This is a genomic window from Bradyrhizobium sediminis (assembly GCF_018736085.1).
In the GTDB taxonomy this organism is placed as follows: Bacteria; Pseudomonadota; Alphaproteobacteria; order Rhizobiales; family Xanthobacteraceae; genus Bradyrhizobium; species Bradyrhizobium sediminis.
This window is the reverse complement of the sequence record NZ_CP076134.1, coordinates 1907376-1930764: the sequence shown is the minus strand read 5'-3', so window position 1 is coordinate 1930764 and position 23389 is coordinate 1907376. Positions and strand designations below refer to the sequence as shown.

Annotated in this window: 25 protein-coding genes and 4 pseudogenes; 10 read left to right on the top strand and 19 right to left on the bottom strand. The window is 59.6% G+C overall.

Features of this window, described 5'->3' with window-relative positions:
• Window positions 1–9 precede the first annotated feature (9 nt).
• The 5 genes from KMZ29_RS09275 to KMZ29_RS09255 form a co-directional block, all read right to left on the bottom strand.
• Window positions 10–1071 carry an ABC transporter ATP-binding protein gene (locus KMZ29_RS09275; protein ID WP_215623414.1) on the bottom strand — a complete coding sequence of 354 codons (1062 nt, stop codon included), beginning with the start codon at window positions 1069–1071 and terminating at the stop codon, window positions 10–12.
• Entirely contained in the window at window positions 1068–1853 is a 786-nt protein-coding gene (locus KMZ29_RS09270; RefSeq protein ID WP_215623413.1) for an ABC transporter permease, read from the bottom strand. The genes KMZ29_RS09275 and KMZ29_RS09270 overlap by 4 nt, the downstream gene beginning before the upstream one ends.
• Window positions 1854–1857: 4 nt before the next feature.
• Window positions 1858–2673, bottom strand: a complete 816-nt coding sequence (locus tag KMZ29_RS09265) for an ABC transporter permease (RefSeq protein ID WP_215623412.1) — start codon at window positions 2671–2673, stop codon at window positions 1858–1860.
• A 38-nt stretch (window positions 2674–2711) separates the two neighbouring features.
• Window positions 2712–3719 (bottom strand): ABC transporter substrate-binding protein, encoded by a 1008-nt coding sequence (locus KMZ29_RS09260; protein ID WP_215623411.1) that lies wholly within the window; start codon window positions 3717–3719, stop codon window positions 2712–2714.
• Window positions 3720–3952: 233 nt separating this feature from the next.
• The gene (locus tag KMZ29_RS09255) at window positions 3953–4381 is read right to left on the bottom strand and encodes a GNAT family N-acetyltransferase (protein ID WP_215623410.1); all 429 of its coding nucleotides are present in this window, start codon (window positions 4379–4381) and stop codon (window positions 3953–3955) included.
• Between the two features lie 254 nt (window positions 4382–4635).
• On the opposite strand from KMZ29_RS09255, the gene KMZ29_RS09250 reads away from it, so the two are divergent.
• Window positions 4636–4983 (top strand): c-type cytochrome, encoded by a 348-nt coding sequence (locus KMZ29_RS09250; protein ID WP_215623409.1) that lies wholly within the window; start codon window positions 4636–4638, stop codon window positions 4981–4983.
• A 291-nt stretch (window positions 4984–5274) separates the two neighbouring features.
• Here KMZ29_RS09250 and KMZ29_RS26990 read toward each other — a convergent pair.
• The 7 genes and pseudogenes from KMZ29_RS26990 to KMZ29_RS09220 all read right to left on the bottom strand — a co-directional run.
• Window positions 5275–5892: pseudogene (locus KMZ29_RS26990) on the bottom strand (phage terminase large subunit); the annotation flags it as partial.
• An 85-nt stretch (window positions 5893–5977) separates the two neighbouring features.
• Complete coding sequence (locus tag KMZ29_RS09240) at window positions 5978–6226, bottom strand: hypothetical protein (RefSeq protein WP_215623407.1); 249 nt, start codon at window positions 6224–6226, stop codon at window positions 5978–5980.
• Window positions 6227–6397: 171 nt separating this feature from the next.
• Window positions 6398–6688, bottom strand: coding sequence for a hypothetical protein (locus KMZ29_RS09235; protein ID WP_215623406.1), 291 nt, complete (start codon window positions 6686–6688; stop codon window positions 6398–6400).
• Between the two features lie 699 nt (window positions 6689–7387).
• Window positions 7388–7603: a hypothetical protein gene (locus KMZ29_RS09230; protein WP_215623405.1), complete on the bottom strand. Its 216-nt coding sequence runs from the start codon at window positions 7601–7603 to the stop codon at window positions 7388–7390.
• Between the two features lie 199 nt (window positions 7604–7802).
• Window positions 7803–8303 carry a hypothetical protein gene (locus tag KMZ29_RS09225; protein WP_215623404.1) on the bottom strand — a complete coding sequence of 167 codons (501 nt, stop codon included), beginning with the start codon at window positions 8301–8303 and terminating at the stop codon, window positions 7803–7805.
• Between the two features lie 42 nt (window positions 8304–8345).
• The gene (locus KMZ29_RS26870) at window positions 8346–8471 is read right to left on the bottom strand and encodes a hypothetical protein (RefSeq protein WP_256442505.1); all 126 of its coding nucleotides are present in this window, start codon (window positions 8469–8471) and stop codon (window positions 8346–8348) included.
• Between the two features lie 12 nt (window positions 8472–8483).
• Window positions 8484–8879 (bottom strand): hypothetical protein, encoded by a 396-nt coding sequence (locus KMZ29_RS09220; RefSeq protein WP_215623403.1) that lies wholly within the window; start codon window positions 8877–8879, stop codon window positions 8484–8486.
• A gap of 533 nt (window positions 8880–9412) precedes the next feature.
• Between KMZ29_RS09220 and KMZ29_RS09215 the strand changes: the two genes are divergently transcribed.
• Window positions 9413–10522 carry an IS5 family transposase gene (locus KMZ29_RS09215; RefSeq protein WP_215623402.1) on the top strand — a complete coding sequence of 370 codons (1110 nt, stop codon included), beginning with the start codon at window positions 9413–9415 and terminating at the stop codon, window positions 10520–10522.
• Window positions 10523–10645: 123 nt separating this feature from the next.
• On the opposite strand, the gene KMZ29_RS09210 is transcribed toward KMZ29_RS09215, so the two are convergent.
• From KMZ29_RS09210 to KMZ29_RS26675, 4 genes and pseudogenes are all read right to left on the bottom strand, one after another.
• Window positions 10646–11974, bottom strand: coding sequence for a hypothetical protein (locus tag KMZ29_RS09210; RefSeq protein ID WP_215623401.1), 1329 nt, complete (start codon window positions 11972–11974; stop codon window positions 10646–10648).
• 1083 nt (window positions 11975–13057) lie between these two features.
• Window positions 13058–13411 carry a DNA-directed RNA polymerase subunit N gene (locus KMZ29_RS26680; protein WP_249779872.1) on the bottom strand — a complete coding sequence of 118 codons (354 nt, stop codon included), beginning with the start codon at window positions 13409–13411 and terminating at the stop codon, window positions 13058–13060.
• Between the two features lie 203 nt (window positions 13412–13614).
• On the bottom strand, window positions 13615–14538 hold the full coding sequence (locus KMZ29_RS09200; RefSeq protein WP_249779871.1) for a hypothetical protein: 924 nt from the start codon (window positions 14536–14538) through the stop codon (window positions 13615–13617).
• 89 nt (window positions 14539–14627) lie between these two features.
• Window positions 14628–15218 (bottom strand): annotated as a pseudogene (locus tag KMZ29_RS26675) (EAL domain-containing protein); the annotation flags it as partial.
• Between KMZ29_RS26675 and KMZ29_RS26670 the strand changes: the two are divergent.
• The 4 genes and pseudogenes from KMZ29_RS26670 to KMZ29_RS09180 form a co-directional block, all read left to right on the top strand.
• Window positions 15186–16007 (top strand): annotated as a pseudogene (locus tag KMZ29_RS26670) (ShlB/FhaC/HecB family hemolysin secretion/activation protein); the annotation flags it as partial. The pseudogenes KMZ29_RS26675 and KMZ29_RS26670 sit on opposite strands and share 33 nt — an antisense overlap.
• 176 nt (window positions 16008–16183) lie before the next feature.
• The gene (locus tag KMZ29_RS09190; RefSeq protein WP_215605715.1) at window positions 16184–16369 is read left to right on the top strand and encodes a hypothetical protein; all 186 of its coding nucleotides are present in this window, start codon (window positions 16184–16186) and stop codon (window positions 16367–16369) included.
• Window positions 16370–16526: 157 nt separating this feature from the next.
• Window positions 16527–17066, top strand: a complete 540-nt coding sequence (locus KMZ29_RS26985) for a hypothetical protein (RefSeq protein WP_369810091.1) — start codon at window positions 16527–16529, stop codon at window positions 17064–17066.
• 94 nt (window positions 17067–17160) lie between these two features.
• Window positions 17161–17301, top strand: a complete 141-nt coding sequence (locus KMZ29_RS09180) for a hypothetical protein (RefSeq protein WP_215606880.1) — start codon at window positions 17161–17163, stop codon at window positions 17299–17301.
• A gap of 44 nt (window positions 17302–17345) precedes the next feature.
• Here the strand turns inward: KMZ29_RS09180 and KMZ29_RS09175 are convergent, their stop codons facing one another.
• Window positions 17346–17600, bottom strand: coding sequence for a hypothetical protein (locus tag KMZ29_RS09175; protein ID WP_215623399.1), 255 nt, complete (start codon window positions 17598–17600; stop codon window positions 17346–17348).
• A 115-nt stretch (window positions 17601–17715) separates the two neighbouring features.
• Between KMZ29_RS09175 and KMZ29_RS09170 the strand changes: the two genes are divergently transcribed.
• Together KMZ29_RS09170 and KMZ29_RS09165 are read left to right on the top strand one after the other, a co-directional pair.
• Window positions 17716–18036, top strand: coding sequence for a c-type cytochrome (locus tag KMZ29_RS09170; protein WP_215623398.1), 321 nt, complete (start codon window positions 17716–17718; stop codon window positions 18034–18036).
• 248 nt (window positions 18037–18284) lie between these two features.
• Window positions 18285–19073 (top strand): 2-keto-4-pentenoate hydratase, encoded by a 789-nt coding sequence (locus KMZ29_RS09165; RefSeq protein ID WP_249779870.1) that lies wholly within the window; start codon window positions 18285–18287, stop codon window positions 19071–19073.
• A 13-nt stretch (window positions 19074–19086) separates the two neighbouring features.
• On the opposite strand, the gene KMZ29_RS09160 is transcribed toward KMZ29_RS09165, so the two are convergent.
• Window positions 19087–19440 (bottom strand): phasin, encoded by a 354-nt coding sequence (locus KMZ29_RS09160; protein ID WP_215623396.1) that lies wholly within the window; start codon window positions 19438–19440, stop codon window positions 19087–19089.
• Window positions 19441–19874: 434 nt separating this feature from the next.
• On the opposite strand from KMZ29_RS09160, the pseudogene KMZ29_RS26665 reads away from it, so the two are divergent.
• Window positions 19875–20098, top strand: a pseudogene (locus KMZ29_RS26665) (DUF6894 family protein); the annotation flags it as partial.
• Window positions 20099–20242: 144 nt separating this feature from the next.
• Here KMZ29_RS26665 and KMZ29_RS09155 read toward each other — a convergent pair.
• The gene (locus KMZ29_RS09155; protein WP_215623395.1) at window positions 20243–20893 is read right to left on the bottom strand and encodes a hypothetical protein; all 651 of its coding nucleotides are present in this window, start codon (window positions 20891–20893) and stop codon (window positions 20243–20245) included.
• Window positions 20894–21302: 409 nt separating this feature from the next.
• Between KMZ29_RS09155 and KMZ29_RS09150 the strand changes: the two genes are divergently transcribed.
• Window positions 21303–23372 (top strand): HAMP domain-containing methyl-accepting chemotaxis protein, encoded by a 2070-nt coding sequence (locus tag KMZ29_RS09150; RefSeq protein ID WP_215623394.1) that lies wholly within the window; start codon window positions 21303–21305, stop codon window positions 23370–23372.
• Window positions 23373–23389 lie beyond the last annotated feature (17 nt).

Genomic DNA, 23389 nt, shown 5'->3' with positions numbered 1-23389 from the left:
ACGTCATTTTCAATCTTCAGGCGGCAACAGGCGGACGGCCTCTGGCGCGATCAAAAGTCCAATCCGTTCGCCAGCCTGGGCCCCGATGGTATTCGGCGCATCGACGGTGAGAAGTTTATCAGATGCCCCGCGGATCACCATGCGTTGCCGATCGCCAATGAAGCTGACGCTGTCGATGGTCCCCGAGAGTGGCGCCGCTCCCTCCTCGACGACCCGGATCGTCTCAGGGCGGATCATGGCGACCGCGGCCGCATGCCTTGCGTCACCGCCGATCGGTTGTCGTCCACCCGGCAGCATGAGACGGCCGTCCTCGACCGGGGCCTCGATGATGTTTGCAGCGCCGATGAACTCAGCCACGAAGCGATTCCTTGGCCTGAAATAGATCTCGCGCGGCGAGCCGATCTGGGCAATCGCCCCCTTCTGCATGACGACAATTCGGTCGCCGAGCTCCATGGCTTCGGACTGATCGTGAGTGACATAGATCGTGGTGATGCCGAGCGCACGCAGCAGCCGGTTGAGTTCGCCGCGCAGACGGTCACGCAATGCGGCGTCAAGCGCGGTAAGCGGCTCGTCGAGCAGCAGGATGCCCGGCCGGATCGCGACCGCGCGCGCCAGCGCGACGCGCTGGCGTTGACCGCCGGAAAGCTGGTCGACGCGGCGGTTCTCCAATCCGGAGATGTTGGTCAGCGCCACCAGTTCAGCGACGCGCGATGCGCGCTCCTCCTTCGCCATGCCCCGGATTTTCAAGCCATAGCCGATATTGTCGGCGACGCTCATATTGGGAAATAGCGCGTAGGACTGGAACACCATGCCGACGTTCCGCCGCTCGATCGGCACCGACGTCATGTTATTACCGTCAAACAGGACCCGGCCGCCTGCATCCGGTAATTCAAGCCCGGCGATGATGCGCAGCATAGTGGTCTTGCCGCAGCCGGAGGGGCCGAGAAGTACCAGCGTTTCGCCGCGGGCGATGTCGAGGGTCGCAGGCTCGAGCGCACGCGTGCCATCGGCAAACGTCTTGCCGCAGGCTTCGATGCGCACCGACGCGCCATGCCCGGCAGTTGAACTCATCTTTGCTGCTCCTTATCGGCAAACATCTGCATCGCGACAAGCAGCGGAATGATCATGACGAAGAAAATCAGTGTATAGGCCGACGCCACTTCCAGGCGCATCGACGCATAGCTGTCGGCAAGGCCGATCGGCAACGTCTTTGTCAAAGGCGTGTGCAGCATCCAGGTCAGATTGAATTCACCGAGCGAGAGCGTCACCACCATCAAGCTGCCTGCCAGAATGCCGGGCACGGCGTTGGGGACGATGACGTCGTAAAAGCGCCGCCAGGGCGACGCGCCCAGCGATGCCGCGCCTTCGTCGAGCGTCTTGATGTCGACGGTTGCAAATACCGCCATCACGGACCGCACCATGAAGGGCATCGTGAAGATGACATGTCCGGTGAGGATAAACAGCCACGAGCGGCGAAAATCGCTGAAGCCCTGATAGGTGAACAGCAGCGCCAGCGCGATCGCGAGCCCGGGAATCGCCAGCGGCAGCGTGATGATTTCCTCGACGATGCGCGAGAGGCGCCCTCCCCGCACGTGCAATGCATAGGCTGCCGGTACTCCTGCAATCAGCGTGACGGCAAGGGTTGCGAATGCGATCAGGAACGACAGCAGAATGGTGCCGGCATACAAATCCCAGACCTGAAATACCCATTGCAGCGTTACCCCCGACTGGATGCCGCGAAAATAATTCACCGTGACTCCGGCGGAAATCGACAGAATCGCGGGCACTACCAGGAATGCGGCGACGAGCAGTGTGAACAGGAGCTGGCCGACAAATATCAGGCAATCACGCATGGTGTCATCCAGCCGCCGCGACCGCGCTGCCGCTGAAAGAACGGGCAAGCGCTAGGATCGCCCAGGCGATGATCCCCAACCCGACCGACAAGGCAGCCGATGTCGCGAAATTCGCGGCAAGCGTGAACTCGGTGTAGATCAGCATCGGCAGCACATCGATATTGGTGGCCAGAGTGAACGCCGTCCCGAATGCGCCCATCGCGGTCGCAAAGGCAATCGCGCCGGAGGCAAGGAAAGCCGGCCCAAGTGCCGGCAACACCACATCACGCTGCACGGCCCAGGGGCTCGCGCCAAGCGAGCGCGCGGCCTCCTCGAGGCCGACGTCGAGTTTCTGGACTGCCGCCATGATGGTGAGGATGACGCGCGGGATCGAGAAATAGAGATAGCCGAGAAAAAGCCCGTAGATCGAATAGGCGAAGACCAGTTTATCGCCGAACATGCGGTTTGAGAAATCGCCGATCAGGCCCTGTCGTCCGGCGAGCAGAATTATCAGGAAACCGACGACCACACCGGGAAACGCCAGCGGAAAGGTCAGCATCGCAATCAGCACAGCCCGGCCGGGAAAGCGATGGCGTTGCAGAAACATGCCCGCAATGGTCGCGATGACGAGCGTCACGATCGTGGTCGCAGCCGCCAGCAGAACGGTGTTGATCAGTGTGGCCCGGTAGCGCGGCTCGGCCAGGATGGCCAGGTATCCGGCCATTCCTTGCGGTCCTTCGGCGCCCGTCACCACCAGCCTTGCCATCGGCAGCAGAAAGAACGCCGCCGTCAGCACGGCAAGCGGCAGCAAACACAGCCAGACGAAGAACCTATTCGGCATGAACCAATGGAACCCCTAAGACGGGGCACCATACTGCATCAGCGGACCTCGGCGAGATAGCGGTCGACGAAGCCTTTTTGCATCGTTTCCATCTGGCCCCAGTCGACATTCTTCGCTCGGGCATAGTCGCTGTCCGGCAGGAATTTCTTCTTGACCGCCTCCGGCAATTCGATCGGCCGCGCCGGACGAAGATAAGCATTGGTCCAGATCGCCTGTCCCTTGTCGGACAAGAGATAGTCCAGCACCTTCTTGGCCTTGTCCTTGTCTGGCGCGTTCTTCACGAGGCCGACGACATAGGGATATGTCACCGATCCCTCGCACGGAATCACGAACTCGAAACTCCCCTTCTCCGAATATTTCGCGCGATAGGCATTGAAATCATAGTCCAGCAGGATCGGCATCTCGCCGGAAACGACACGGGCGTAGGAGGTCTGCTTGGGCACGATCGGATCGTTCTTTCGGAGCTCCTTGAAGAAGGTGATGGCGGGATCGAAATTGGCCGCGGAGCCGCCGAGCGCCATGTTGATCGCGACGGCACCGACATATCCGACGGCAGCCGACGATGGATCGAGATAGCCCACCATTCCCTTGTAGTCCGGCTTCAGCAGATCCTTCCAGCAGGCCGGCGCCGGCTTGCCGCCCAGCGCGTCCTTGTTGACGAACAGGCCGAGCGTGCCGGAATGAATGGTGGTCCAGTAACCGTCCGCATCCTTCAATCCGGCAGCAACCTGGTCCCATTTGGCGGGCTTGTAGGGCTCCAGCGCATCCTGGGCCTTTGCTTTCATGCCGAAGGTGACGCCGAAATAGCCGATATCGCCGACTGGATTGCTCTTCTCGGCCAGAATTTGCGCAAGCGCCTGACCGGAGTTCTTGTTGTCGTGGGGAATATCGTAGCTGAGATCGGCCTTGATCGCCTTCAGCATCGAGGCCCAATCCGCCCATTCCGGCGGGCAATTGTAGCAGATGACGTCAGCCGCCTTGGCAGATTGCAGCGGCGCCACCAGCGACAGCACGAGCAATGTCAGGACAAAACGGGCGGTCTTCATGCGGATGGCTCCGATTTCCAAAGAGGCATTTTTTCAACAGTACTCACGAAGTCACCAAGTATAGGTCGCGTATGAACTTTTTGCGACGGCCGCATTTTTGCCGTGCAGCAAAGTCAGGGAGTGGACGCACCCGGCCAGCCCTCGTGGCTGTGAGCCAAAGCAAAAACCGCCCGATGGCCGTCAGGCCACCGGGCGGAACGTGCAGTTGCGGAAGACGCGCACCGTCCGCGTCCCTATCTGATAGATTTGCGCCAATACAGCGTGTTCGGATAACCCCATGGATATGATGGCTGATACAGCCGATAGCCGGCACGGATGAGGTTGTTGGCAGAGGCAGGATTGTCAGTGGTATCCGAGACCACAAAACTCCATCCATTGCGACGAGCGCGTGACTCCAATGCACGCGTCAGCCGCAACTGAAGCGCGTTGCCACGGTGCTTCTTCAAGACACCGATCCGGCAGAAATATCCTGAATTGTGAGCGCGCGTCGATGGAACCATGCCGGCAAACGCGATCGGGATCGCCTCGTGAAAGCCGAGCCACCAATGCCCGAGATCGAATTCCGGCATCGAAGCGCCATCAAAGAACGTTAGGCGGTGCAGGTCAGTTAGCGTATCCGCGACTTCATCGTCGTGCCCGTCGACCTCACGTATCCTGTACATTGGCCAGTCCTCCACAAACCTCGGCCTCTGAAGTAACTTTGCTCCAACCCGCGTCGAATCCGGCGTCGCGCTTGCATCAAAGCCCGAGACGCCCGGAGGACAGGTTGTTGATGATGTCGAAAGTGCGAGCACCCTGATGGAGGATAAGGTGCGGCTTCCCCATCTCCGAAAGATTCGACAGGGGGCCTCAAAATATAGTCTTCTTGCCCGGTTTCGCTATTATGACGACAATGCGGACGAGGGAGGCTCCACACATGACACCGTGTCTCGCCAATCAGGCCAGGATTCTGGCCGTTGGATTCCTTTTGGGCTTGTCCGCCAGCTCGGAAGCCGCCGATTCCAGCGGGCTGAGGAATAGAGGTAAGGCCATCCTTCAGCAAAATTGCGGTCGCTGCCATGCCATCGAAGCCGCTGGCGAGAGCCCGCTCAAGCAGGCCCCGCCGATGCGCGATATCTATGCCCGGTTTGCGCCGCGAGAACTGCAGGCCGAACTGAAGGAGGGCATGGTTTCCAGACACAGGGCGATGCCGCAGATCGATTTTTCCGACGAGGACGTCGATGCGATCCTCGCCTACCTCTACGCTCTTGCGACACAGAAATAGCGTGATCCCGGAGTTTGGAGACGGAGCAACACCGGCTGATTTTCCGGACGAACGTCGAGGTCACTTACCGAGCATGGCTTTGATCCCCAGCCACACCGCTCCGACAAAGCCGGTGACGATCACCGTGATCATGGCCTTGAATGTATAACTCTGCGCCTGCTCCACGCTTTTTCGCCACCGCCGCAGATGCTGAAAGTCGGCCCGCAATTCTGCGCCGATCCACTGCACGATCCAGATCGTGAAGGCATCCGCGGTGGCGCCGGAGCCGCCGATGTCGATGAAAGCGCGCAGCGGCAGCAGCGGATCGGCGGAGACCTTTCCGATCCGGCCCTGCGCCCTCGCCTCCGACAGCATCTGCGCGAAATAGGCGCCCTCGAATGCCCTCACATAATCGCCCTCCCAGATATGATCGTAACGGTCGGGATAGCGCGACAGGTCCAGTTTGCGTTCGTCTTCCAGCACGGAAGGAAACCAGGGGTTGTCGCGCCAGTTGGCGTTGACGAGGATTCCGCCCGCAGGCTCCCTCGCCCGGAAGAAATCGTCGATCGCGTCCGATTTTCGCCGCGGATTCCAGCTCGCCCACAGCTCGGAGCCTTCGGCGCGGATCGTCGGCCGCAGCAGGGAAAGGCTCCGCGCGCTCAAATTCTGTGCCTCGTCGATCCAGGCGATGCCAAAACCTTCCAACGACTTGATCGACTCGGCGGTGTGATCCTGCATGCCCCTGAAGATGATAACGCCGTCGCCGGGCGTCTCGATCCTGTCGCTGAATACCCGGAATTGGTGACCGAGGCCCAGGCGAGCAATCTTGCTTTCGATCAGCCGCTTGGAAGATTGCGCCAGCGTCCTTTGCGCTTCGCGAATACACACCGCCAGCGTGCCGCGCTCGGCCTGGCAGGTCTCGACCAGCAATTCACCGAAGAAATGCGATTTTCCCGAGCCTCGTCCGCCGTATGCCCCTTTGTAACGGGCGGGCGCAAGCAGCGGCTCGAAGACCTTAGCTGTCGGGATTTTCAGGATGGACAATGATACGCTCGATTCTGTGGATCAGTTCAAACGCGCCGTCGTTGCCGTTCTGATGCGCCTGAGGCGCCTTACCCCAGCCGCGATCCAGAACGGCGTTGGCCGCGGAGACGCGCGCCGCTGCTGTGGCATCCTTGCTGCGCATGACGCCGACCAGCACGTTGAGCGCGGTTCGGGTGTGGCTTCGCGCCAGCGAGCGGATTTCGGTGAGTGCTTTGGCCATCTTCAAACCGGATTTCTTCGGGATTTGTCCCGACATCTTCGCAAGGCGACGTGTCGGCATGATCCTCGGCGCGATCTTCGGGCCTTGCGGTTGAGTGAAGGACCGGCTTGGGAAAGCCGACCGGCGCGCGGTTGTGTTTAGGTCGCGGCATGAACTGGATAATCTCGGCACTCACTGGAATCCCTCCCACACCGCGATGGTGACGAGACCCGCCAGTGCGAGCGCTATCAGATATGCGGTCATGCAGCCTCCTGCCTCGGTATGAATGAAATGTGCGGCATGATCGCTGATGCAATCATTTCCGGCGCGAACCGTATCCCAGACGCGATCCGCATAGTGGATCGTCGCGGCGGGACCGCGTGCGAGCGTGGGCTCTTGCCACGCCGCGTGCCGGCGCGTTCGCGCGTGCCGGCAAAAAATGAACATGATCCGAAACGAAAGATGCATGTCCGAACGGATCATCCAAAGATCACCAAGGCTCGGACGGCGGCCCGCTTGCGACGCTTCTGGCAGCGGTGCATGGGAGGATGTGGCGCCATGACGTGCGGCCGCCGTCCGATTCGGGAAGTCAGAGAATGAAAAAGCCCGCGGCCGGTTTCCCGGCGCGGGCTCTGTTAGTCTTTGCGATGATGAAGATATGCCGGTGATTTGCCCGACGTGTCAAACTCTCTTTGCGAGCCGCAGTGCAGGTGAGCCGGGCGATATCGAGGAAGGTACCTGACGACAACCTCGGAAATTCGCGAGGCCCATCACCGAACGGGCTCCACGGAATCTTCCGGGCTTCGATGACACCGACGTCAAACGGCTGAAGGCAGATCTTCGCCTATCGCTGCCGCTGAACGAACCACGGTCGAGAAAGAATATGTTCCTTCGGTAAGCGGCCCCTTGAATGGCAGATTCTGATCGCTTGGCCTTTGATTTCCGTTTCTGCCCGAAATGGCCGGCCACGACCCCACAACCGAGCCATCAGAACGATAAAGCGTCAGGGAGTAGCCGTCAAAAACGCTTCGATCCGCCATCGCTCACTCCTTCACGCCAAACTAACAATACAATAACGACAGCAATGGTTCGCCAAGCAGCCAGGCAGCCAGGCTGCCCAGAGGATTAGATAGATGAACAAGTAGTTTCGTTGCGCGAGCCAATGCAGACCCAGCAACTCTCCTATGCTTCACCGATTGACGCCAGATTGATGAATAGATACCGCTCAAAGCTTCCGTACATCCAGCAGTACTCCACGCCCTTTTCACCAATGAAATTGCGGGTATCATTCAGGCTTATGAAAAAGAGCACCGTCCCCAGGCAAGATAACACAGCCGCAGCATAAACCGGATAGAGCATCCATTGCTGACGAGATGTGAGGCCATCAATGCGCGGCATGAACTGGACCCAAAGCTGAAAAATGACTTTGCATATTTGCTCTCATCCTGGCTTCGCTCGACAGATCTTGCGACCACGCGCTGAAGGCGTCGATCCTACCATTCCGTGGCGGTCAACATTCCTCGGAAACGTAATAGAAGTGATCGCCAAAAGGCTCAGTACGCCGTTTGCACGACGGATAAGCGGAAGGCATGGTGATCTACCGATCTTCGGGCGATGGACTTGACCTGAGTCCGCCCCATTCTGGCGACCACCATGCAATGTTGTCAAACTCGTCGTACACGACGGCCTCGAAAAGGACGCCGCCGCCCATTAATCGAGTATTTCGATTGCCCCAATTGAAGACTCGATATTTAGGTGGCGGCCCAGGATCTGACTGCATGATCGACTGGTAATCTGATTTGTGGATTCGGAATTTCCAGAATTGCCGGTTGAGGGTTTCGTCAAATGAGAATGGAAGACAACAGATGATCAAGAGGCCGCCGGCCTCGACAAGCCGCTTCTGGAAGAGACGAACTAAAGCCAGTATCAGGACACACGGTACGGCGAGAATGAAGATGACAAATGCGATATCTTTCTGCCCGACGTCGAATTCCGGAAAAACATAAGCCGCAGCCGCGGTGAGGTCGACCGCCAGCCTCGCTATTACTAGAAGGGCGCCAATGAGCAACATCCGAATTGCCATTTCTCGGGAAAACATTCTGCTGCCTCCTGCCGGGACGACGGCGGCTGCTGATCCGGACTAGATCAAATCCCGCCTTGCAACGCTGACGGTGATGTGGTTCAGCACAATATGATGGCCAAGCACCGAGCCCTGATAAGGCACCGCCGAGGCATTGGTGTAAGTGAGGAAGATTTTTTCGGACATTGCTGGGATTCGCTACTTGTGGACCCGTGAGGCGGTCTTGAAAGTCGATCTTTTCTCGGGAACCAGATACGTGAAACTGGCCCGCATGTAGTCGTTTGAGAAATATATGAAGTATTCTTTGGTGGGCGGGTGGTAGTCTACCAACCGAATGAAGCGCGATCGCTTGACTACTTCCAACAAGGCATCCGTCTCACAATCGTGCAGCGGAAACGATCGCTCGTTGAGATCGTCATACGGCGCAAGCCGGTTCTCCTCTCTTAAAAGAAGATCATCCAGCTCAACCACATACGCAGAAGCATTCGCAATACATGAACCGAAGTCACCGCGTGCGCTCGTCACTGGCGCCACGCACAGAAACAGCGCGCCAAGCGCCGCCCGCCCAGCAACGTAGAAGATGCGATCGGACATTTCCGTATTCCCCAGCCCAACTCCTGGCACCCAGCGCGACATCTCAATTCCCCGCTGCCAAACCCCACTACCATCCAAGGTCGCGGATATCATGGGGCGGCGGCAATCCCGGAGAACAGGTATGACTTCAGAACGACGTCAAACTTTCCTGCTTCGTGAAGAATCTTCGCACATCTCCTCCTCAGCTGTCGCCGATAATCCCAGGAGATTCTGTGCAGGAGAAACTGGCCACCACTCATACGGGACGGCCACCTTTGGATTCAAGATCAGAGAGCCCGCTTCAAGATAAGAAAGCCCGCGGCCGGTTTCCCGGCGCGGGCTTTGTTGGTCTTTGCGATGATGAAGATATGCCGGTGATTTGCCCGACGTGTCAAATTTTTTGGACACCGATGAAGCGGAGTTCCGGCGGCGCCGATCGAGAGGCGGCGGCCGATCCGCAGCTAGCTCCGCCTCTAGCAGTCTGCTGAAGAACCCCCTCGCCACGGAGGGGGCTTGATGATTCACTTTGTCATCTCGAATCGGCGGAGGCGATCATGCGCGGCAGGTTTACGGATCAGGGCGGCCTGTTTTCGTACATTGCGCCGGACAGGCGTGTGCCAGCGAACCACCCGCTGCGGAAGGTCCGGGAACTTGTCCGGGATGTTTTGAGTGATTTGAACCGCAGCCTTGGGAGGTTGTACGCCAGCGAGGGACGTCCTTCGATCCCTCCAGAGCAATTGCTGAGCGCCTTGCTGCTGCAGGTGTTCTACGGCATCCGCTCGGAACGCCAGTTGATGGAGCAACTGGACTACAATCTTTTGTATCGCTGGTTCGTGGGGCTGTCGCCGGACGATCCGGTCTGGGACCCGACCACCTTCACCAAGAACCGGGAGCGGCTGCAGAACGGGGATGTGTTCACGAAGTTCATGACCAGGCTTCTGAACCATTCTCAGGTCAAATCTCTGAACCATTCTCAGGTCAAATCGCTATTGTCGGATGAGCATTTTTCGGTGGACGGAACGCTGATCGAAGCCTGGGCGTCGCAGAAGAGTTTTCGCCCCAAGGACGGCAGCGGCGACGATGATGATGGCGCCAACTTCCACGGCCAGAAGCGCAAGAACGACACCCATGCGAGCACCAGCGACCCGGACAGCAGGCTTTATCGCAAGGCGGCCGGCCGGGAGGCCAAGCTTTGCTATATGGGCCACGCCACCATGGAGAACCGGCATGGGCTGGCGGTGGCCGGCAGGGTCACGCATGCCAATGGCACCGCCGAACGCCGGGCTTCGGAGACCATGCTGAAGGCGAGACGCAAAGCCGCAGGCCGCCGCATCACGGTCGGTGAGGACAAGGCGTACGATACGGCCGATCACGTCGCCAATCTTCGCGCCATCGGCGTGACGCCGCATGTGACACAGAACCAGGCCGTCACCAAAACCGGCAAGAACCGCAACAGCGCCATCGACGAACGAACCACGCGGCATCCGGGGTACGGCATGTCGCAATCGCGCCGGGCGATGGTCGAGTGCATTTTCGGATGGGGCAAGCAGCATGGCACCATGCGCAAGACCAAACATCGTGGCATCGGCCGCGTCGCCGCCGACTTCCTGCTCAATCTGATCGCCTATAACCTGATCCGCATTCCCAAACTGCTTGCCGCTTAGCCACCCGGCGTCAGGGTACACCCAACACCAGACTAGAAAATTACATCCAACTCCACCGCGCCGCCCCAACAACGACCGGCCAGAACAAGAATACTCTCCATCTCAGGGTTTTTCAGCAGACTGCTAGAGGAACCAGGGCTGCATCTGGTCGTCGCGATCGAATCTGCGAGGATCGTCGTCCGGCGGAATCGACGCTGGATTCCGCAAGGCGAGGCCAGCCAGAAGATCGAACAAGGCGTCGTTGGAAGACGCACCGGATTTTTTCGGCAAGCCCCAGAACTCATGTGGAAGCGGCACCATCGGCTTGCCGCTGAAGATCCCCAGCAGCGGCGCAGGTTCTGGCGGATCCGGCGGAACAGCATCGGGAGGCATGATGGCCGGGAAAGCAGGGCTGACGACGCGGCTCCGTAGCCGCGGATAACCCACAGGCCGCGGCCCGCTAGGCAGATTTCCCGATTGATCGCCATAGGCGGTTTCCTCGTTCGAAAGACCCGGTGCGCTCACGCCGTGCAACTGCGGCCTCACCTCCGCAGCGACGATGGGACTATCTCCGATGAAACTACCGAGGACACCTACGGGCCTCCTCCCGGCGGCACCAAAATTGTCGGCGGCGCCTGTACCAACGGCCGGCCCTGGCACGTTGAAGGCGATGGGTGCCGGTGTCGTACCAGCAGAAACCCGCGGAAAATTTCCGAAGAAATCGCCAGCAGGCGAATATACCGCATCCGGTTGGAACGCCGGCGTAGGCGCGCCGTGTACCGCAGTCGGTGCTGAACCGTCGGGAGCCGAAGATTTCCGGTACTTCTCCAGTTCACGCAAGACCGGAGAACGGGCATCGCCCAAACCGCCCGCCGGGGCAGTGCCCCAATTTCCGAAACGGTTGCCGAATGCATCCGAACCGTCGGGAGCAGGCGTTATGGCGGCGCCTGCCGGAGAGGAGCCCCACCATCCGAAACGATTGTCGAAGACGTGACGTTCAGAAGGAAGAACCTCGCGCTGCGCATCTTTGGCGCTTGGGAATTCCGGAGAAGACCAGTTGTCTTTCTCCCACGCCTTCGCTTCCAACGCCATCTTGGCAAAATAGGGCGTCGTCTTGGTTTCCTTGTTCACGTACGTTCGATCATGCGACAGGCTGTTGTACAGAGAATAGATATTCTCAATGCTGGGGTCATCGAGCCGGTTGGCAATCCGCGAGATGAGCTTTGCAGTGAGTTCAATATTGTCTTTCGGATCACGCACGTTCGATCCTGGGATCAATTCTTGCCAGCTTGTATCGATATTTCCCGGATACCATGTGCGCGCCCTCCCCAGCCACTCGGCAGGCTTCCCATAGATCACGCCTCTAGATACTTCGGTGTAAATAGTGGCTTTCACAATATCAGGGTCGATCGAGTAACGCGCAGCCGCAGCATCGATTAGGGCACGGTATTTCCTTACTTCTTGCGCGCCCACACTATTTAGTTGGGTATAGTTTTGAACGTAGCGGCTTCGATAATTTGGAATGTCGGAGAACCTCTGGCTCTCAAAGTAAAATTTTGTGTCTGGCGTATCCTTTAGGATCGAATCTTTCCGATCTTATGCTCTTCGCAAGTATGTGGGCACTGACATCTCCTACGGAATTTCTCAACCATCTGGATCGACCTGATGAAAAGAGCTGCAAGCCCTATGATTGCGTAGACCTGCAACGTGATCCTGATCAAGCCCATTAAGAAAATTGCAACGTGGTACTTGAAAGCCTCGAGCGATAGACAATCATCAAACGCACTACAAAGGTTTTGGCATTTCATCAGATCAACAACGAGAGCAACGGAAAATGCAGCCGCTAACCCAGGTGGCCCCCACAGCAAGAACCACCTCTCAAGGCCGAGTGTTAACTCCTTATTCCACCCGCTCCGGACTAGCGCCGACAGCGCCATCAAAAGCATCGCTAGCGCGTATGCCGTGACCACGAACAAGACCGCGTACCTAAAAACTGAGCCGTTGACGAAGGAAACCGCAGCAACAAACCAACTCGCGAGCACGCCCAGCACAAGAAACTCCTTCAAGCGCGTCATTGCGAGCACGCTGCGAAGCAATTCCCGGATGGAGATGCAAGTCTTCCGGTGCGTAAAGTCGAACAGCCGAAGCTGCCAGTGTATCGCTTGGGATTGCGTTGACGCTGCGGTGGATCTTGCGTCGCGCAAGCGTATGGCATTTCCATCCCCGTCTATTAAGGCCGCCGACCAAGGGCGCGCGTTCAAACCCTCCTGGCTACGACATTCTCTGCAATACGCGCCAGCTCCGTTTTAATGGCCTTTCCGGCGGGAATTTTTGGGTGTCTCCTCATTACCTATCGCCGATAATCTCAGGAGATTTTGTGCAGACGGCTCATGCCGGTGGAGTACGACCGCCGGCCGTTTGAAAAAATCAGATTGAAAAAGCCCGCGGCCGGTTTCCCGGCGCGGGCTTCGATAGTCTCGCGATGATGAAGATATGCCGGTGATTTGCCCGACGTGTCAAATCCTGAAAGCGGACGGCGCCGTGCCGCCGACGCTGCTATTCAAATCCCTGAACCGGCGGCGCGGCGTTCCTTGCCGGACGCGGGCCCGCCGTCCTGGCTGGCGGCGGCTGCAAACTCGCCTGGGCGACCGCCTGTTGCTGCGTTCCCGGAGTGGATTGCGCGGCATGTCGCGCCCGTGATCGCGATCCGGAGCGCCCCACTCCCCAGGAACGCGCGATCGCCGGTCCTGCGGTATATCCGATGAATGCACCTGCCACCGCGCCGACCGGCCCAAGGACGACGGCCCCCGACACCGCGCCGAGAGCGGCACTTCCGGCCCGCTCCTGGGCTCGCGCCTCGAACGATATGAGGGATGCTGCGATCAGTGCGGCAACGAGCGGTTTATTCATCGTAATTTCCCTTGGCCCAGCGCGACACACAGGATCGCGGAAATGCGGCGGCACAAGGGAAATGTGGTGGCAACCCAACGTCCAATTCAGGAGCCAACAAGCCTGCGGCCGGTTCCCCGGTGCGGGCTTTGATAGTCTTGCGATGATGAAGATATGCCGGTGATTTGCCCGACGTGTCAAATTTTCCGGCGCGGGCGACCGCGCTAGTTCTTCACCAGATAGAGCGGCGTCCTCACCGTCAACTGGTAGGACGGCTTCGGCACCCACGAGATCAGCGCCGTCACGCCGAACAAGCGGTTGTCGTCGTCATCCATTCGGTCGAGGTCGAGCCTTACGAGCGGCTGGGTGAAAGGTTCGAACACCGTTCGGTTGAGAAGCTGCCCGCCGCCGAATGATTGGACTCCGACCCGGCCGGTGAATTTCCAGTTGTTATCCCACTGATAGTAGCCGCCGACATAGCCGACGAAATTTGGATTGATCGTCACGCGCGGGGATTCCACGGCAACCGCGGTGTATTGACCGCCCGCGAGCAGCCCCCGAGTTTCATCCGCGTTCAGGGCGTAATCGAACTCGAGAATGGTGTTGAGCGACGTCGTGGGAAGCGAGACTCCCGGTGCCGACCGCGTGACGGTCGACTGCAGCGTGATTGTCGGGATCGAACCGCCGTTCTGCTGATAAACATCGTCCTGGAACCCGACGTTCCAGCTGTTGATCGTAAACGCGGACCAGTCGGACCCATCGCTTCGCGATGCGCTGGCGCTGAAGCCGCCATACACCGAGACCTGGTCGTTCAAATCTATCGTGAGCGGAACGTCGAGCCCGACGGTCCGGCTGGAAGACGGCGACACGGCCGGGAGCGCCGGAAGTGTCGCGATGTTCGAAAGATTCGAGAGGCTCGCGAGCCTCGAAAGCGCCGGATGTCCGGCAAACAACCCGAAGCTGCCGAAGCCGACCGAGAGCGAGCCGGCAGGGAAAGTGGCGTAATTCGTCCTGAGGTCGAGATAGATGTTGGGCGCTGAAGCGGTCTTTTCATCCGCGTCCTTGCCCAAGGCCAGGCAGGACGAATAAATCAACACCACCCCGGCGAACGCCACGCGACGGGCCGGCCGAAGCATGGCCCTTGCCATAGAACGCCCTCCAACAGCTCAAAAGTTATACTGCAGGGTGGCTCACGTTCAAGAGACTCAATCGCCCAAGACGGCTCTTGCGAAGTTGTTCAGGCCGCCTCGCCGCCTGCGAGCACACGGGCCGTGGACTCGCGCACCGTGAAGAACTGCTCCTCGAACGCCTGGGCCGGCATCGGCCGACCGAAGAAATAGCCCTGCCCCTCTTCGCATCCCATGCTGGCGAGCAGATCGGCGATGGCGCGGTTTTCGATGCCTTCTGCGATCACCGACAGGCCCAGTTGCTTGCTCAGGCCGATAGTCGAGCCGACAATCGCCGCATCGTCGGAATCAGCAAGCAGCTCGAGCACGAACGAACGGTCGATCTTGAGCCCGTCGAGCGGGAATTTCTTCAGATAGCTCAGGCTGGCATAGCCGGTGCCGAAGTCGTCGAACACGACACGCACGCCGAGTTCCTGGATTCTCAAGACTGTGTCGAGCACCCGCTGCTCGTCCAGCAGCAGGATATCCTCAGTCACCTCGAGTTCGAGCAGTGCAGGCGTCAGGCCGGTGATGTCGAGCGCCTCCACAACCGAGGTTGCGAGATCGCCCGACTGAAGCTGCGAAGGCGAAAGATTGACGCCGATGCGAATATTGTGTCCGGCCTGCTCCCAGGTCCGCGCCTCCGCCGCCTCTTCAACGACGTCACCAAAACCGAATCCTTCGAGACCCACGGCAGTGTCGTTCCGTTGCAATCGCAGAAATCGACGCTGACGATCACGGCGGCAGCGGGCTTCGGCAACGTCTCCGAGAGCGACGTCATTGGTCCGATCTACAGGGACTACATCCGCACCGTGAGCCTGACTTCAGATTATCGACTGCAGGACAATTTCGGCGGCAACAACTACCTGACGGTGATGGGGCGGCAAGGTCTCGATATCTTCGGCGCCTCGCAGCAGGATGATGTTTTTTCGTCACGTTACGGCGCTTCCAGCACGTTCTCGGTGCTGGGTCTCTGGTTCACGCGCTATCAGACGCTGCCCGACGCATGGTCGGTCAAACTGTCGGCAGCCGGCCAGATCGCGTCGGGCCCGTTGTTTCTCTCGCAGCAATTCTACTTGGGCGGCGCGGCCTTCGGACGAGGCTATGGCAGCGCAGAAATCAGCGGCGACAACGGCATGGCCGGATCGCTCGAATTGCGCTTCGATCAGAAGCTGAATCTTGGCTACCTGACGGGTTTTCAACTCTACAACTTCGTCGACGCCGGCACGGCCTGGAACGCCGGATACAGCTACAATGACGGCCTGGCGCTCACCTCCGTCGGCGCCGGCGTGCGGTTCTCCCTGGGCGACGATCTGCGGGCCGACATCGCGGTGGCCGCCCCCTTGAGTTACCGCGCCTCCGACAACACGACCCGCAGTGCGCGCGTGCCGTTTTCGCTGTCCAACTCTTTGAGACTTTGTCCGCAAAGAGCCCAGGCGCGCTGTCATTAGGTCGGACCGGGACGCCGGTTTCGGAACAATTTGCGGCTTGGTTGAAGCAATTTTTGGTGAAAATTCCACGCTTCAACGTCAACGCGATTTAATCCATAGCCTCCAATATGCTGGCGCTCTGTGCGGGAACAATCCCGCAGACTCTGCCACCGAAAACGCTGCTCCAGGGATACCCGATGTATTTCGTAGCTGCCGCACTGGCGATTTTGTCGGGCCTGTTCTATGCCGCCAGCCATCATGAAATCGGCACTCTCGGTGTGGAAATGTGCCGATATGGCAGCACGTTCTGCAACAGCCCGAGCTATGTCTTGGCCGGCGCCATCCTCGCGGCATTATGGGGCGCATTCGTCAGCGTCCGCTGACGGCAACCGACGCATCATGCGGGATCATGGAAATCTCCGCCGCGCGTCGGGCCACGGTTGATGGCTGAGCAAGACAACAGCGATCGCGCCGCGGTAAAGCCCCCTGCCGTCTTGACCGAACCGTCACGCATAGGCGCCGCACAAAAAACTCGCTTGAATGATCACCGGCTTTTTGCTGAAGCTACCTTGGCTGAGGTGGGTGATGAAGTGGGCAAAAGAGCGCGATCTCTTAATCGCGCAGACAATGGCGTTCGTGCAGTCTGTCACCGGAAAGAAACCGGAGGCTGAAGCGCGAATTGAATCCGCACCAGTCGATGAATTTGAACCGATCGAACCACCCGTTGCAACCGCGGAGACGCCGCGCACGTCGACCGTCACCCGTAGCGAGATTCGCGAAGAAATTGCAGGGCGGGTGGCGGCTTTCCGCGCCCATCAACAGCGTTTCGACCGCGAACGCGATGAGCATTTCACCTCCGTGCTGACAGGAATCCGCGCTGCGATCACCGCCCCCTCCGAAGCACCTCGTCAATCGTCCGGCCACCCGCCGCGCGCGCATCGACAGTCCGAATCAACAATGATCGGAGCGATCGTTACCAACGAGCCACAACTTGCGCTTTCGCACTGGACGCGCGGAGCTTGGGGCAGCCAAAGGCCAAGCGCCACCCCAAGGACCGCATCAGGAAGACCGCGCCTGTAGATCAAACGGCTTTGAGGCAGGTCAATGCGCTACACGTCGGCCCGGCCATTTTGTATTGATGGCCAATCTCATCTTTCGGTGCCCACAGACTGCCATGAACGTTCAGGTTTGGTTGCCCGACGAGGCGCCGGCCGAGCGAGCGGATAGTTATGAGGCGGTGACTTGCCCGGCTTGCGCCCGGGTGCATCTGGTCAACAAAACCACCGGCAAGACGCTGGGCGACAAGGATAAGTGAAGGTATTGAGCGATCCCGCAAGTCTGGTCGCGGCGATGCGGAGATCACCCCTCGTCGTTCAGATATTCGTCCGGCACCTGGCCAAACCAGCGTAGCACATGCCGGCGGTTGAATTTGCCCTGTTCGAAATCGCTGGTCCGGCTGAACGCAACGGCACCGGCGTGACCGAACAGCTTCCACTGCCCCTGCGCCGTCTGGATGGCGAGCCCCGGGTTCTCGCAGTCCACGCCTTCCCCGGGAACGAGGGCGCCATCGACGAGATCGAAAGCCAGTGCCACGAAATGGATGATTTCGGCCATTAATGCCCGCTTTGTAGCCTTTGCCCTGCCTGCCAATTTGTGTAGCTGATTGCCGGGCCCATTGCATTGGTGCTGGCCAATAGCGTAGGCCACTGACGTCGAAGGAGAGCATCGGATGCGAGCGGTTTTCAAGGGAATTCGGGCATTGGTTGTCGCCACAGCCGGACTGAGCGGATCACTGGCAATGGCCGCCGATGCCGATCAGGGGGCCACGCTCGCCAAGCGCTGGTGCGCCACTTGCCACGTGGTTGACGGCGATCAGAAGCAGGCCAGCGCCGACGTTCCGCCGTTTGCGGTGATCGCCAAGAAGCCCGATTTTACCCCGGAAAAGGTCGCTGCCTTCCTGATCGAACCGCACCCGAAGATGCCGAACTTCCCCTTGAGCCGGAGCGAGGCGGCCGATATTGCCGCCTATATCGGCTCGCTTCGCAAATAGGACGCGCAGGGTAAATTTCCGGCGGCGGGTCCGCTCCTCGCAGCGCACAACAGCCCGCGCCCCCGCGCAACCACCCCAAGGTCAGCGGTTTTCTCGCCACCTGCGGCTGCCGCCGCCAAGTGTCGCGAGGGTCCTACCGGCTGTACGGCCGCACCCTGACTGGATAGGCTTGGCTCGATACTCAGTAACCTGCTTTGAGTGAGCCTTCTCGAATGGACCAAGGCGAAAGCACCAGGCCTCAAGAATCCATGGCGACCGAAGCATTCGCCGCGCTGGTCGGCGGCCGGCAAATTTCGCCCTTCTCCTCGAGGCCCGGTGGCCTCAGCGTCGATGACGCTTACCGCCTGACTCCGCTGGTCCGGCAGATGTACGAAGCCAGCGGCGCCAAACCAGCCGGACGCAAAATCGGCTTCACCAATCGCACGATCTGGACACAATACGGCGTCTATGCCCCGATCTGGGGCTATGTGTTCGATCGCAGCTTGCACGATCTTGCCGCCGTCGATACGCTGTCATTGGCGCCGTTTTCCGAGCCACGCATCGAGCCGGAAATCGTGTTCGGCCTTTCGGCAGCGCCGTCGGCGCAGATGGACGAGACGGCCTTGTCATCTTGCATCGATTGGGTTGCACTCGGCTTCGAGATCGTGCAGTCGATCTTTCCGGGGTGGAAATTTTCCGCAGCCGATACGGTTGCCGCCAACGGCGTACACGGTGCACTGCTAATTGGACCGCGTCATCCGTTTGCGCCGCAGTCGGCGGAATGGCAACGAACGCTGCCGGCATTCCGGATCGACCTCAGTTGCGGCGGGCGACCGATCGACCGAGGCCATGCCGAAAACGTGCTGGGCGGCCCGCTCTCGGCACTACGCCATCTCGTCGGATTGCTGGCGAACGATCCCTTCAACCCGCCGCTCGCGGCCGGTGAGATTGTCAGCACCGGCACGCTGACAAAGGCCATGCCCGTCGCTGCCGGCGAGACATGGACCGCAGTGCCAACGGGAATAGCACTTGACGAAATCCGTCTCCGCTTTGTCTGAGACGCTGCGGCTATCAGAATTTACCCTTCGACGCATCCTTGGCCGCCGACATCACGCCGCCGGTGATCTGTCTCATATGCTCTCCGGCATTGGTAAACTGGCTCTTCAGGAATTCCGACTGAATTCGCATCGCCTCCTGGAGATCGGTCGCATGAACCAGCCTGCGCGCATGATCGAACGCAGCCTTCATGTTCTGTTCGGTGAAGGATAGCGCCTGCTTCGACATCTCCGTTCCCGGATTCGGAATCGACTCCATCGATTTGCCCGCGGCATCAAAGAACATCCCGAAGGCCTTTTCCGCCTGGTCGATCGTCTTTTCGGCCAACTCGCGCAATTCGGCCGGGACTTCCAATTTTGGTTCGATCATTCCACCATCCTCCCGTTTAAACTCAAGGTACCACATTTCGGCAGCGGCGTCTTTGGAGAGTTTGCCTGGTCCCGGCGCGGGTCAGCTTACCGGAACGACACGGCTCTCGATCACGCCTCGGATCTTGTTCCCTCGCCCCCGGGGAGCCGACATCGCAAATGGCCCTGCCGGCGCTGGAATTTCCCGGCACTTGCCGCGGCTGCGGGATCCACAGCTGCCGCAGGCAGCAAGCGTCGGCCGGCCTTCTGCCGAAACAGTCACCTTGATCAAGGTCAAGACTGCCGCCGCCGATTAGTGCTCATTTGTCAATGTAAAGGAAGATCGCGGTCGATCGAATTCGGAGCAAGCTTCCTTGTACGCTGGTTCACGGATGCCCCTGAGCTCGCTGCCGGGGGCGTCCGTCCTCTTCAACAATAGCGGCCGCTGCAAGGATCGTGTCGCGAATCTATTATTTCGACGTGAAGGACGGCGTTCCAACCAGAGACCGAAAGGGACTGAAATTTCCTAACGCTGTGGGTGCGATTGAGCATAGCAAGGAGCTCGCGCGGTTGCTCAGGCATGACCCCGGCTCAAGGATCGCAGCCTTTCGATCATCGTCGTCGACGAGTCCGGCGCCGAGGTTCATCGCGAGCCGGTTTACCCCGGGCGAGGCAAAGCCCGGTATCTCCCTTACGAAGACCTGACGCCAGTCACGTGGGGGCGCGGCTCCGACCTTGGCATGCCTTCTTCGCCGCCATGCTTGCCGCAATAGCTGTAACCAGCGCAAGAAACGGACCTTAACTTGCCTCGTCGGTGGCGTTAGCTAGCGGAACAGCTTCTTCGCGCAGGATAGCAGCGCCGACATCGTGCTTTCCTTGAAATCATAGATTGCTACGACATCGACCTTCCGGGGATCGGAGGCAGACCTCACAACGATGAATTCGCCGCGGGCACGAGCCACGATCCCCAAAAATGATCTGGTGTCGCCGCTTGTCACAACGATGAATCCACTACCGTATCTGGTTGCGATATTCGGCGTGTAATTCGCCGCGCCGTCATAAACCTGGATCGGCTCGTATTCACCCGTCACCTTCATGTCGCCGTCGACCAGCTTCGTCAATTGTTTGCCGGCAAACACCTGCAGCGTCGGCTTTGGAATCGAATCGGCCGGTAACGGGCCGTCGCCATAGGCGAGACGGATGAAGGCGCCGTCGGCGCTCACGCCGATATCGAGCATATGGCTGCTTCCCTGCTCGCGGAAGAAACACGCCTGCTTGACCACATTCGACTTCCCGACATTGACATGATCGGCGCTGCTGAAGGTCGATGTTCTGACCAAGTCGCCAATCGTATCGCCACTCCCCTGCGACTGAGCCGAGCCTGCCGTGACGAGGGCCCCGAATACGAGGGGTGCCACAAGGCACGAACGCCCCCATTCCCGCAACATGCTGCCAATCTTGATAGCGGCGCCCATCGTTGATCCCCTTCCATAGTGCGATACGCAATCGCCCAGCCTGACATCGGCCTTAGACGCCGCAAATTGCTGTTGTGCACTGATCCATGGCAATAGTGGACATCGCCCAACTCGACCAGCACCAAACCCGAACGAGCGGGTGTTACGGACTGGCCTCCAACACCATGTTGAAGGGCATTTCGGCGGCGCGGCTGAAGCCCTCGAAGCCGCCTCTCAGAAACACCGCCTTGAGGCGCGCCTAGCCGCCCATTCCTGCGCGAGTGCAAATCCCGCAACCTTGCCGACAATGCGTATTATTACGGACCAAACGTTGTTTCAATCTTTAGAGTTAATGGAGAGCCTCATTCGAGATGCGATTCATTAGGGGGGATTCGGTATGGCTTTCATGCAATTGAATATCCGAGGAAGATTGATTCTTGGTTTCAGCGTCCTTTGCATTCTCCTGGCCGGCGTGGTCGGCACGACCATCCTCAAGGTTCGCTCGGTCAGCGAATCCACCGACCGCACCGTCAACCTTCGGGTTCCGACCGCCATGACCGCCAGCGACCTGGTGGCCGGAATTTACGCGTCACTCGCTTCGCTGCGCGGCTGGCTCGTCACCGGCAACGAAGCCTTCAAGACCGAACGCGCCGGGCTCTGGAAGGAGATCCAGACCCGCGGCTCCGAGATGGATCGCCTTTCCGGCAACTGGACCGTGGAGCAGAACAAGCAGGACTGGAAGCAAGCCAAGCCGCTGCTTGACGAATTGCGTAGCGCGCAAGACAAGGCCGAGGCGATCGCTCACACCATCGACGAGCAGCCCGCGGCCAAGATGCTTGCCACCGAAGCCGCCCCTCTCGCCAGACTCATGCTGCAGAAGGCTACCTCCATCATCGATGAGGAGGGCAATATTGCCTCGACCGATCAGCGCAAGAGCCTGTTGATTGCCTTTGCCGATATGCGTGGCAGCATGGCAATGGCGATCGGCGCAATCCGCGCCTATCTGCTCACGGCCGACAAGACATTCAAAACGGAGTTCGAGGAACTCTGGGCGCTCAATCAGAAGAAATTCGATGCGCTGTCGCAGCGGCGGTCAGAAATGACCGGCGACCAGCAGAAGGCCTTCGACGAACTCGTTGCAGCGCGCGCCAAGTTCGCGCCTTTGCCGCAGAAGATGTTCGATATCCGGGCCTCGGACCGCTGGAACATGGCGCAATGGTTCCTGACCAACGAAGCCGCCCCCCGCGCCAACAAGCTGCTCGACATCTTCGTGGGAGCGAAAGATACCGCGGGCTCGCGTTCGGGCGGAATGGTCTCACGGCAACAAAACAGCCTCAAGGCTGACGGCGCAGCGGTTCTCGCTGAAACCAGTTTCCTCACGACGCTGCTTTGGGTGCTGATGGGCGTCGGCATCGGCGTCGCCGCGACCGTGGTCTACCTGACCAACCGGTCTATCGTGCCACCCATTCTCAAGATGGTGGCCGCGATGGGGCGGCTTGCCGGCGGCGATCACTCCGTCGAAATTCCCGCGACCGACAAGAAGGACGAAATCGGCCTGATGGCGAGAGCAGTCCTGATCTTCAAGGAGAACATGATCAAGGCCAAGGAGCTTGCCGCCAAGGAAGCCGAAGCCATCAGTGCGCGTGTTGCGCGTGCGGCGCGGGTGAACAGCCTGACCGAAACGTTCGATGCGGATATCTCGACGGTGCTGAGGTCGGTGGCATCGGCCTCGACCGAGCTACAGGCGACCGCATCGTCGATGACGGCAACGGCTGAAGAGACCAGCAATCAGGCGACCGCGGTGGCGGCCGCGACTGAAGAAGCATCCACGAACGTGCAAACGGTCGCGGCGGCGTCAGAAGAATTGGCCAGTTCCGTCACTGAGATCAGCCGTCAGGTAGCCCAATCGGCCGCGATCGCCCAGAAGGCCGTGGCAGAGGCCGATCGCACCAATACGACGGTGCAGGGACTGTTCAATGACGCCGCCAGCATTGGCGACGTCGTCAAGCTGATCAGCGATATCGCCGGCCAGACCAACCTCCTCGCGCTCAATGCCACGATCGAAGCGGCACGCGCCGGCGAGGCCGGCCGGGGATTCGCCGTGGTGGCCGCCGAGGTCAAGAGTCTCGCCGAGCAAACCGCAAAGGCGACGGACCAGATCAGTGCCCAGATTTCGTCGATCCAGACCTCATCCAGCGAGGCCGTCGGCGCCATCAAGGGGATCACCACTACGATCAACGATATGAACGAGATTGCCTCGGCGATTGCCAGCGCGGTGGAAGAACAGGGCTCGGCCACGCAGGAAATCGCACGCAACGTGCAGCAGGCGGCGCTCGGCACCGGTGAAATCTCATCTAACGTGGCCGGTGTTCAGCAAGCCGCCGGCGATACCGGTGCCGCGGCGCATCAGGTGCTGCAGGCGTCCAACGAGTTGTCGAGGCAGTCCGAGACGATGCGGGCCCACGTCGAAGCCTTCCTCAGCAACATCAAGGCCGCTTGATCGCAATCAGACAAGCC